The sequence below is a fragment of the Saliniramus sp. genome, assembly GCF_035311605.1.
In the GTDB taxonomy this organism is placed as follows: domain Bacteria; phylum Pseudomonadota; class Alphaproteobacteria; order Rhizobiales; family Beijerinckiaceae; genus Saliniramus.
Genome location: NZ_DATGCW010000233.1, coordinates 1 through 10,715 on the forward strand (window position 1 = coordinate 1; position 10,715 = coordinate 10,715).

General features: G+C 63.7%; 10 protein-coding genes and 1 pseudogene. 6 read left to right on the plus strand and 5 right to left on the minus strand.

Annotated elements, in window-relative coordinates; translation table 11 throughout:
* Positions 1 to 394 (plus strand): phosphate acyltransferase (locus VKP01_RS10450; RefSeq protein ID WP_324412083.1); only part of this gene is annotated, 394 nt, incomplete at its 5' end.
* The gene (locus VKP01_RS10455; protein ID WP_324412084.1) at positions 391 to 1,557 is read left to right on the plus strand and encodes an acetate/propionate family kinase; all 1,167 of its coding nucleotides are present in this window, start codon (positions 391 to 393) and stop codon (positions 1,555 to 1,557) included. The genes VKP01_RS10450 and VKP01_RS10455, both read left to right, overlap by 4 nt.
* Here the strand turns inward: VKP01_RS10455 and VKP01_RS10460 are convergent.
* Positions 1,552 to 3,024 (minus strand): MATE family efflux transporter, encoded by a 1,473-nt coding sequence (locus tag VKP01_RS10460; protein WP_324412092.1) that lies wholly within the window; start codon positions 3,022 to 3,024, stop codon positions 1,552 to 1,554. The two genes, VKP01_RS10455 and VKP01_RS10460, sit on opposite strands and share 6 nt — an antisense overlap.
* A gap of 199 nt (positions 3,025 to 3,223) precedes the next feature.
* Between VKP01_RS10460 and VKP01_RS10465 the strand changes: the two genes are divergently transcribed.
* The 3 genes from VKP01_RS10465 to VKP01_RS10475 all read left to right on the plus strand — a co-directional run bounded on the left by VKP01_RS10465 (position 3,224) and on the right by VKP01_RS10475 (position 7,163).
* Positions 3,224 to 4,621: a M20 family metallopeptidase gene (locus tag VKP01_RS10465; RefSeq protein WP_324412085.1), complete on the plus strand. Its 1,398-nt coding sequence runs from the start codon at positions 3,224 to 3,226 to the stop codon at positions 4,619 to 4,621.
* A gap of 395 nt (positions 4,622 to 5,016) precedes the next feature.
* Positions 5,017 to 5,565 carry a TRAP transporter small permease subunit gene (locus VKP01_RS10470; RefSeq protein ID WP_324412086.1) on the plus strand — a complete coding sequence of 183 codons (549 nt, stop codon included), beginning with the start codon at positions 5,017 to 5,019 and terminating at the stop codon, positions 5,563 to 5,565.
* 5 nt (positions 5,566 to 5,570) lie between these two features.
* Complete coding sequence (locus VKP01_RS10475; protein WP_324412087.1) at positions 5,571 to 7,163, plus strand: TRAP transporter large permease; 1,593 nt, start codon at positions 5,571 to 5,573, stop codon at positions 7,161 to 7,163.
* Between the two features lie 139 nt (positions 7,164 to 7,302).
* Here VKP01_RS10475 and VKP01_RS10480 read toward each other — a convergent pair whose 3' ends face one another.
* The 4 genes from VKP01_RS10480 to VKP01_RS10495 all read right to left on the minus strand — a co-directional run bounded on the left by VKP01_RS10480 (position 7,303) and on the right by VKP01_RS10495 (position 10,173).
* Positions 7,303 to 8,598: an RsmB/NOP family class I SAM-dependent RNA methyltransferase gene (locus tag VKP01_RS10480; protein ID WP_324412088.1), complete on the minus strand. Its 1,296-nt coding sequence runs from the start codon at positions 8,596 to 8,598 to the stop codon at positions 7,303 to 7,305.
* Between the two features lie 139 nt (positions 8,599 to 8,737).
* Positions 8,738 to 9,355, minus strand: coding sequence for a Fic family protein (locus VKP01_RS10485; protein WP_324412089.1), 618 nt, complete (start codon positions 9,353 to 9,355; stop codon positions 8,738 to 8,740).
* A 33-nt stretch (positions 9,356 to 9,388) separates the two neighbouring features.
* Entirely contained in the window at positions 9,389 to 9,607 is a 219-nt protein-coding gene (locus tag VKP01_RS10490; protein ID WP_324412090.1) for a hypothetical protein, read from the minus strand.
* A 149-nt stretch (positions 9,608 to 9,756) separates the two neighbouring features.
* Positions 9,757 to 10,173: an MAPEG family protein gene (locus VKP01_RS10495; RefSeq protein WP_324412091.1), complete on the minus strand. Its 417-nt coding sequence runs from the start codon at positions 10,171 to 10,173 to the stop codon at positions 9,757 to 9,759.
* A gap of 267 nt (positions 10,174 to 10,440) precedes the next feature.
* Here VKP01_RS10495 and VKP01_RS10500 point away from each other — a divergent pair.
* Positions 10,441 to 10,715: pseudogene (locus tag VKP01_RS10500) on the plus strand (malate synthase G); the annotation flags it as partial.

The window sequence follows — 10,715 nt, forward strand, 5'->3', positions numbered from 1 at the left end:
GGTGGAGACGGTGACAGGCCGCCTGCCCTCGACCCTCGTTGCGGCTGCGCTTTGCAAGATGCATGATCGCGGCCAGATTACCGGCGGGCTGATCGACGGGCCGCTCGCCTTCGACAACGCCATCTCGCCCGCCGCCGTGAAGGCCAAGGGGATCAACTCGCCCGTGGCGGGCCAGGCGGATATCCTTGTCGCGCCCAATCTGGAGAGCGGCAACATGATCGCCAAGCAGCTGATCTATCTCGCCGGCGCCGAATCGGCGGGGATCGTGATCGGCGCGCGGGTGCCGATCATGCTGACATCGCGCGCCGACAGCGCCGATTCCCGCCTCGCCTCCGCCGCCCTTGCGCAGCTCTATGCCAGGCGAAGCGACGGTTTGAAGGGAGCGGCGGAATGAGTGCGGCTCTCCTCGTTCTCAATATCGGCTCCTCGACCATCAAATTCGCGCTCTATCCGGCTGACGGGGACGGCGTGATCGCGCGCGGACGGATCGAGAATGTCGGGCATGAGCCGGCGCTGGTCATGAACGAGGGTGGCGATGCGCTCGACGGAGCCGCGCCCCCACAGGACACACCGCAGATCCGCGACCTGACCATCTGGCTGCTGGAAACCGTGTCCGCACGCTTTTCGGGCCGGGAGATCAGTGGCATCGGCCATCGCGTGGTGCATGGCGGGCCGGATTACTCCAAGCCCCTGCGCGTCACACCCGAGATTCTCGCCACGCTCGACCGGCTGACCCCGCTGGCGCCGCAGCACCAGCCGCATAATCTCGCCGGAATCCGCGCAGCAGAAGCGTTGTGGCCGGGCATTCCCCAAGTCGCCTGTTTCGACACCGCCTTCCACCATGCCCGACCGCGCCTGTCGAAGCTCTTCGCCCTGCCGCGCGCGCTCAGCGACGAGGGCATTCTGCGCTATGGCTTCCATGGTCTGTCCTACGCCCATATCGCGCGGCTTCTGCCCGAGATCTTCGACGCGAAGACGGCTGCGGGGAAGGTTATCGTCGCCCATCTGGGCAGCGGTGTGAGCCTGTGCGGCATGGAGGCGGGCCGTAGCGTCTCCACCACGATGGGCTTTACTGCCCTCGACGGGGTGGTGATGGGCACCCGCTGTGGGCAGATCGATCCGGGCGTGCTGATTCACCTGATGCGCGACAAGGGCCTTGATGCCGATGGGCTGGAAAAGCTTCTGGGCAAGCAATCGGGGCTGCTTGGCGTATCCGGCATCAGCAATGACATGCGCAAGCTTGCCGCGAGCGATGCGCCGGAGGCCGAAGAGGCGATCGCGCTGTTTGCCGCCTCGATCGTGCACCATGTCGGGGCGCTGGCCGCCGATCTCGGCGGGCTCGACGGCCTCGTCTTCACAGCCGGGATCGGCGAGCATGATGCGGCGCTTCGCCTGCGCGTGATGCAAGACCTCGCCTGGCTCGGACTGATCCCGGACGAGGCGGCCAATGAAGCCCACGGCCCGATCATCTCGCGCCCGGAAAGCCGCATTTCCGCCGCGGTAATCCCCACCGACGAGGAAGCCGAGATCCGCGATTCGCTGCGCGCGCTGCTATAGCGTCTTTCCAGGCGCTGCAGCCCTCCCGCGCCCGCGCATCGCCTGTGCCGGGCGGCGGGTATCCGGGAGCAGGCCGAGCCTGTCCCGGCGGCGCCAGCGCCACATCAGCAGGATCGCGACGACCGTGAGCCCACCGGCAAGCCCCATCCAGACGCCGACTCCCGCGAGCGGCGAGTAGAGCCCGAATCCGACCGCGATAGGCATGCCGACGAGCCAATAGCCGAAGCCGGCATAGAACATCGGGATGCGCGTATCCTGCAAGCCTCGCAGCATGCCCGCCCCCACCGCCTGCGCGCCATCGACAATCTGGAAGATCGCGGCCATGGCGAGGAACGAAACGGCGAGCGCGATGACGCGCGCATTCTCCGGATCACGCAGATCGAGGAAGGCGCTGATCAGGAGATGCGGCACGGTGATCATCACCAGCGCGGCGATGCTCATGAAGACCATGGCGATGCCGAAGGCGCTCCAGCCCGCCCGGGTAATCGCGTCGTGGTCGCGCGCGCCATAGGCCACGCCGACGCGCACCGTCACCGCCTGGCCAAGGCCCAGCGGGACCATGAAGGCCAGCGACGCGATCTGGATGGCGATGGTGTGAGCCGCCAGCGACTCGGTCGAGATCATCCCCATCAGGAAGAGCGCGGCGGAAAAGATCATCACTTCGAAAAGAATCATCGCCGAGATCGGCATGCCCAGCCGCCAGAGTTCGAAGAAACGCGGCCAGTCGGCACGCCAGAAGCGTCCGAACAGCGCATAGCGCCTGAAGCGCCGGTCGCGCCGCGCGATCAGGGTGAGCATCGTGAACATGAAGCTCGCCGTCAGCGTCGTGGCGATACCGGCGCCGTTGAGCCCCATGGCCGGCGCGCCGAAATTGCCGAAGATCAGCGCGTAATTCGCCAGCGCATTGACCGCGAGTCCACTCAGCGAGACGACAAGGGCCAGAAAGGGGCGCTCCATCCCCGCCAGAAAGAAACGCAGCGCGACGAAGCCGAGCATCGGCAGAAGCGCCCATTGCTTGTAGCGCAGATATTCTGCCGCCTGGGCCGCGAGCGCCGGCTCCTGTCCGAGCAGGATGAGGATCGTCTCGGCATTCCACAAAGCGATCCAGATCGGCACCGAAAGCGCCACGGCGCTCCACAATCCCTGGCGGAAGGAGCGGCGCACCTCACGCACGGAATGCCGGTTGCGCCCGCGCTCGGCCGCGATCATCGCCGAGATGGCGCTGATCAGACCGAGACCGCCGATGAAGGAGACGAAATAGAGATTGTATCCGAGCGAGCCGGCAGCCAGCACCTCCGGCCCGAGCCAGGCCAGCATCACCACATCGGTGGCGCCGAGCCCCGTTTGCGAGAGGTTGATGGCGATCATCGGCCAGGCAAGCACCAGCGTCGCGAGAATCTCGCGCCGCCAGAGGATCCAGGTGCCGGGGGCTTCTCCCCGATCGTCCGGACGTGCCGGCGCATGCATGTTCACTCACCTCTCGTTGATGCGCCACCCTACACGCCCGGAGCGGGATCGCGATGCGCGATCTTGCGATCACCTTTCTTGCAATCACCGCGCGGGCGAATCCCATCCGGCGCCCTTGCCTATTGATTCGGCCGGCGCAGACCGTAACCCTCGGCGCGAACAACGCCCTGCTGACGGGGCCTCACCTACGGAGGATGTCATGTCCCGCGACAAGGCCGTCGCCCGCGCCGAGGCGCATTTCGATAGCGGTGCCTTCAAGGCCGATCTCGCCCGCCGCGTGGCGATCCCCACGGAGAGCCAGAACCCCGAACGTGCGGCCGCTCTCGCCCGCTATATCGAGGAGGAGATGCGCCCGACGCTGGAAGATATGGGTTTTACCTGCGAAATCCTGCATCAGCCACCCGGAAAGGGACCTTTCCTCTATGCCGAGCGGATCGAGGATCCCGGCCTCGTCACCGTCCTCGGCTACGGCCACGGTGACGCCATTCGCGGCCTCGACGATTCCTGGAAGGAGGGGCTGTCGCCCTGGGAGCTGGTGGAGCGTGACGGGCTCTGGTACGGGCGCGGCACGGTCGACAACAAGGGCCAGCATTCGATCAACATCGCCGGCCTTCGCGCCGTGCTGGAGGAGCGCGGCAAGCTCGGCTTCAACGCCAAATACATCATCGAGATGGGTGAGGAAGTGGGCTCGCCGGGTCTGCGCGAGCTCTGCGCGGCGTATCGCGAGAAATTCCGCGCCGATGTGCTGATCGCCTCCGACGGCCCGCGCCTGTCGATTTCGCGTCCGACCATCTTCCTTGGCGCGCGTGGCGGCTATGCCATGGATATCTGGATCGATGCCCGCGAGGGCGGGCACCATTCCGGCAATTTCGGCGGGCTGCTTGCCAATCCGGGCATCGAACTCGCCCATGCCCTCGCCTGCATCACCGGCCCGAAAGGCGAAATCCGGATTCCGGAATGGACGCCGGGGACGATCCCCGATTCGGTGAAACGCGTTCTGGCCGAGATCGAGGTGAAGGCCGATCCGGGCGGGCCGGAGCTCGATCCCGGGTGGGGTGAGCCGGGCATGACCATGGCGGAGAAGGTCTACGGCTGGTCGTCCTTCCAGATCCTCGCCTTCAAATGCGGCAACCCGGAAGGGCCGGTGAATGCGGTGCCGCCGAACGCCTGGGCGCGCGGGCAGCTGCGCTTCGTGGTGGGTGTCGATCCACAGGAGATCCTTCCGGCGCTGCGCCGTCACCTCGACGCACATGGCTTCGAACGGGTACAGATCGCCAAGGCGCGCGACGAGGTCTTCGCTGCGACGCGACTCGATCCCGACCATCCCTGGGTGCACTGGGCGGTGGATTCGATCACACAGACCACCGGCGGCAAGCCGGCGATCCTGCCCAATCTGGGCGGCTCCCTGCCCAATGACATCTTCGCCGAAATCCTCGAATTGCCGACGATCTGGGTGCCCCATTCCTATCCCGGCTGCTCGCAGCACGCGCCCAACGAACACATGCCGGTCGCGATCGCCCGCGAGGGGCTGGCCATCATGGCAGGGTTGTATTGGGATCTGGGCGAGAGCGGCATCCCTCACGCCGCGGCCTCTTGAGCGATTGATCGGGAATCCCGTGGCCTCTGCGGGCGCGACGATAAGTCACGCCCCGGTCTGCCAAATTGCAATCAAAGGATTCATTGGCAACGAAGAAAAATCTTGCATCGCGCCCTTCCCTCATGCGCCCGGCGACCGGTCGGTCGCGGGCTGCCGGCGCGATCCCGGCTGCCGATTAGGGCAAAAATGCGCAAACAAGCTCTTGCACATTACCCACGAACTGGGCATAGCGTTTGAGTGAAACTACGTTCGCCTTTTTGCCTAATCCGGATGGTCGATCCGCTATGGCGGGGGCGTGCGCTCGTGATTGAAATCGGTTGGCCGCATCATTGCGGCCACTGCGTGCGGGGCGAAAGATCCCGGCGCGGTCGCCACTTCCAGATGACGGGGGGGATATGGCGTTTCTCAGAGGTCTGGTGCGCATCATCGATGCCATCAACGAGCATGTGGGGCGCGCAACGGCCTGGCTCATGGTGCTCATGGTGCTGATCGCCTTTGTCGTGGTGCTCTTGCGCTACGTGTACGGGCTCGGTTGGGTCGCGCTGCAGGAATCCTTCGTCTGGCTGCACGGAACCGTCTTCATGATGGGCGCAGCCTACACATTGCTGCATGACGGCCATGTCCGCGTCGACGTGTTCTACCGCCCCGCCAGCGCCCGCACCAAGGCGATGATCAATCTCCTGGGAACCTTGTTCCTGATGCTGCCCATGATCCTCGTGGTGCTCTATTACAGTCAGGGCTTCGTCATCCGCTCGTGGGAGCGCTTCGAGGCGTCGAGCGAGGCGGGTGGTCTTCCCGGCCTGTTCCTGCTCAAGACGGTCATTCCGATCTTCTGCGTCTTGATGCTTTTGCAGGGCATCTCACTCATCGGTCGTAGTCTCCTCGTCCTGAAGGGCGACATGCGCTACGCGTCATCCCAAGACGAATCTCACGAAGTGGCCTGACGAAGATGGATCCTGTACTTCTCGGGGAGATTCTCAGTCTCCTGATGTTCGCGACTGCCTGTGTCGTTTTGCTGCTGGGCTTTCCTGTCGCGTTTTCGCTCGCCGGCGTCGCACTGTTCTTCTTCGCCATCGGCTACGGCTTCGACATCGTGCGCCTGAGTGATCTCGGTGCGCTGCCGAACCGTTATTTCGGCACGATGACGAATTACATTCTCGTCGCCGTACCACTCTTCGTCTTCATGGGCGTGATGCTGGAGCGCTCGCGCATCGCCGAGAGCCTGCTCGAGACGATGGGCCAAATGTTCGGCTCGCTGCGTGGCGGCCTCGGCATCGCCGTGGTGCTGGTGGGCATGCTGCTCGCCGCCTCGACGGGTATCGTGGGAGCGACCGTGATCACCATGGGGCTGCTCAGCCTGCCGGTGATGATCAACAACGGCTATGACAAGCGGCTTGCCACGGGCGTGATCTGCGCCTCGGGCACGCTCGGCCAGATCATCCCGCCCTCGATCGTGCTCGTCCTGCTCGGCGACATTCTCCAGGGTGCGGCTTCGCAGGCCCGCAACACCCTGATGGCGCAGGGCCAGTGGGACGTCGTGGTACGCCCCGTAAATGTGCTCGATCTCTTCGCCGGCGCGCTGATGCCCGGGCTGATGCTGGTTGGCATGTACATGGCCTATGTCATGCTGGTCGCGGCCGTGCGTCCGGCTGCCTGCCCGCCAATTCCGGTCAATATCAACAAGCAGGAATTGCGCAAGAAGGTGCTCCGGGTGCTGGTCCCGCCGGCCGTGCTGATCCTCGCCGTGCTCGGTTCCATCCTGGTTGGTGCCGCGCCACCCACCGAAGCCGCTGCCGTCGGTGCCGTTGGTGCGGTGCTGCTGGCCGGCCTCGCCATCGCCAGCAAGGACAGTTCGCCGTGGCCGATCTATGGGGCTGGTCTTGCGGTGGCCTTCATCGTCTTCTCGCGCATCTTCTTCAATCTGAGCTTCCAGCGCAGCGTCGTCGAATTCACCACCTGGCTGGCCGTTGCGGCGGTGACCATCGCAGTCGCCATTCTCGTCTACGGAATCGTGGTCGCTTTCTGGCGCACCTTCCGGGCCGGCATTCTCACGGAAGTGATGCGCTCCTCGATGCAGATTACGGTGATGGTCTTCGTCATCCTGCTCGGCGCCTCGGTCTTTGCGCTGGTCTTCCGTTCGCTGGGCGGTGAGGAAATCGTCACGGACGTGCTCAACAACCTGCCCGGCGGCACCGTGGGTGCTGTGCTGGCGGTGATGGCGCTGATGTTCTTCCTCGGCTTCTTCCTCGACTACATCGAGATCATCTTCGTGGTGGTGCCGATCGTCGCGCCGATCCTGCTGATGATGGGGGTCGATCCGGTCTGGCTCGGCGTGATGATGTCGATCAACCTGCAGATGAGCTTCCTGACGCCTCCCTTCGGCTTTGCGCTGTTCTATCTGCGCGGCGTGGCGCCGGCGAGTGTCAGCACCATGGACATATACAAGGGTATCATACCCTTCGTGCTGATCCAGCTTCTGGCGCTGGCTCTGATCTGGTACTTCCCGCAGATCGCCCTTTGGTTGCCCGAACTGGTCAGATAGCCGGACGCGGCGGAGCAGGCCACAGGAATGGCTCGCCGGCCGCGACGGTGATTGGTCCCTTGTGACGGCGCGGCGCCTCGGCCCGCGCCGTCATCGCGTTTCGGGCAAGCGCCATAACGCGCAGGAAGGTCCTGTAAACTCACCCTGTGCGGCGCAGGACCGCGATGAAGAAGCCGTCCGTGCCGGTGCGCAGCGGCGTCAGTTGCCGCCCGTAACCGCTCTTGCGGCTCACATCCGCCAGCCTCTCGAGCCCCGCCTGCGCGAGCCATTCCGCGTCAGGCACCGCCGTGAAACGCGGATCGCGCGCCAGCAGCCCGGCGACGGCCGCATCATTCTCCGACGGCAGGATCGAGCAGGTCACATAGACGAGCCGCCCACCGGGCCTGACCAGCGCCGCAGCGCGATCGAGCACCCGCTCCTGCTCGCCGACACGCCCCGAGAGGCTGCCGGGTCGCAACCGCCATTTCGCATCCGGATTGCGCCGCCAGGTCCCCGCCCCGGTACAGGGCGCGTCGACCAGGACGCAATCGGCGCTGTCTGCAAGATCGGCCAGCGGGTCCTCCGTTCCGCGCGGTGTGCGCACCTGCACGTTACGGATACCGGCGCGGGCGAGGCGGTCGTGGATCGGCGCGAGGCGGCGCTTGTCGGAATCGGTCGCGAAGATCTGGCCGCGATTCTCCATCAACGCGGCCATGGCGAGCGTTTTGCCCCCGCCACCCGCGCACAGATCGATCACCTGCTCGCCCGGTGCGGCGCCACTTGCCAGGGCAGCGAGCTGCGAGCCCTCGTCCTGGATCTCGAACAATCCCTTGATGAATTCCGGTTCGCTCTGCAAGGACGGCCCGCGCCCGTCAGGCCCAGGCAGGATGCGCAGCCCGTGCGGCGCATGCGGCGTCTCCACCGGCGCGAGATGGGCGAGCATGTCCTGCAAGGCGGTTCGGTCCGTCTTGAGCGTGTTGGCGCGGATATCCACCGGCGCGCGCGTCGCGAGCGCCTGCATTTCCGCCGCGCGATCCTCCCCGAAGGCCTCATTGAGCGCATCGTCGAGCCATTCCGGGTAATCCCCTGCGACCGCCGCCGGCGCATCGGCGGGCAAGGGCTTCGCGAGGCGCGCGCGCTCCTCATCGCTGAGCGGGGCAGGCGCGAAACGGCTGCCGTCGCATAGCTCGGCGATCGCATCGACATCCTGCCCGCGCAGCAGCGCGAGCATGCCGAGCACGACGGCGCGCGGATTGTCCGACCCCATCACCCGGGAAGCGCTGGCGCGACGCCGCAGGCTGTCATGCACCAGCGAAGCGATGGCCGCGCGGTCCTTCGACCCGGCAAAACGATGCGACAATCCCCAATCCTTGAGCGCCTCCGAGGCGGGGCGGCGACGAGCGTCGAGATCGGCGAGGATCTCCATGGCGGCGGATAGCCGGGCGGCGGGTGTCATGATTATTCCGGAGTGAAGGGCACCATCCAGCCAGCCGGAACATGGTCGGCTCTCCACATGGTATCCCTAGGGGAAATTGTAGCACGCCCGGCTCCAGCTCGTCGGTCCGGGGCGCCGGCGAGGCGAACGGTCTACACCGTCAACGGCCACCTTGATAAGGGAGACCGTCATCCTCCAGCTGAGCTTGCAGCAAAGCGGCGAGGTATTCTTCCATTTCCGAAAAGTTCAGGTGCCCCGCATCCCATTCCCGGTCAGCGGCGATCAGGGCGCTCTCGTATCCCTTCCGGTCATCCCTGATGCGCTCGGGCACGATCTTCCTGCCGTGCAGGAGCGCGCCGGATCGCACGCAGAGCAGATAGTAGCAAACGGCCCGTGCGGTTCTCCCGTTGCCCTCGATGAAGGGGTGAATCCAGTTCAGCCGCCAGAGCCCGTAGGCAGCAAGCTCCGTTTCCGTCCAGACATACCAGTTTTCCTGAACCGTCGAGATGAAGCGGTCCATCCACTCATCGACATCCTTGAAATGAGGTGGCTTGTGATTGCCGACATAGATCGGCTCGCGACGGAACCGCCCTCCGAATTGTGAAATATTTGTAACCGCAACATGATTGAGAGCCCACAGAAGATACTTATCGAAGGCAGCCGGACCTTTAAGCAGGCCAATTTCTATACAATTTGTGAGAAGTTCGTACTGACGGTTCAGATTTTGCTCTTGTATTCTATCAAAAAGATCTTGGTTCTCTTGCTCAAGAATAAACATACAATGCTCTCTTCCGTCAGTACAGGGCGATGATCATGCCTCTCGTCGCACGCTCACTCTGAGACTGTGGGCGGCTTTTTCTGCCGACTCGCGCGTGATGCGCGAACCCTTGGGAGCATTCCCATACACAAAGCTGATCCGCTGATCGAGCAGTTGCTCTTCGGTTAGTTCGACCGTCTTTGCGTGATCAAGAAGCGCCCGAAGGGCAGGCCGTTCAGGAGCACGTTTGAGGGCTGATTTACGTTCTGCCATTTTGATTCTCCCGTTCTTGATTTTGTCGACAATAGCCGCCCAATCCTTACCGGCAAGTGTTAAATCTATACACCACTGCTCCGACCAACCTTGAACACCCCGACCATGAAACTGCTGTGGTTCTATAAAAATTTGATGTTTTTAAGACGCTAGAAAATAACAGAAAAGCCTAAGTCAACCCACATGGCCATCAGGATGAACACGCCGATGACGTAAGCGGGCCCGCGCAGTTTCACGTCGTTGGAGGTGACGTGGATCGCCATATGGGCGATTCGGCTGATCACGAAGGCCCATGCGAGGGCGAGGAAGGCCGGCCCCGCCGTCTCGGTAATCAACGCGAGCACGCTGACGAGGTAGAACAGCGGTGGAATCTCGAGCTGGTTATGGAATGATGCCGCGACCTGCCGCGCCTTTTTCGGCCATTTGCCGTCACCAAAGACGACATCCTGCACATCGATCTCCTTGCGGGCAATGGCGGCATAGCGTTCACGCCCCATCCAGAAGAGCAGGATGAAGGTCATGGCGACCTGGGCGAAGACGGGGGCGAGGAGGCTTGCATGCGACATGGGGTCTAATTGGCATCGCAGGACGCGCGCGACAAGTGTTCACGAACCCTGCCCATGAAACATTTGCATGAAACATTTGCATGAAACATGCCCATGAAACATGTGCGCAATCTTTTCCGAATTCGCAAAAATAAAAGTCAATCTTTGAAATTGCAGGACCGCATCACGGCGTTATCCTTCCGCCATCGGAGAAACCTGCCCCCGGAACCGCGAGACGGGCCGATGGCGGGCATGGAATCATTCAGGAAACGCATCGGGGATCATGACATGAGCGCGCAGAACACGGCGAATGATCGCATCACCGTCCATGGTCTTGGCATCGACAAGGCACTGCACGGCTTCATCAAGAACGAGGCCCTGCCCGGGACCGGTATCGCGCCGGACGCCTTCTGGTCCGGGTTCTCGGCCCTGATCCACGATTTCGGCCCGCGCAACCGGGAACTCCTGGACAAGCGCGCGGCCATGCAGAAAGAGATCGACGACTGGCACCGTGAACGGCGCGGCAAGCCCTTCGACCTGCCCGCCTACAAGCAATTCCTCGC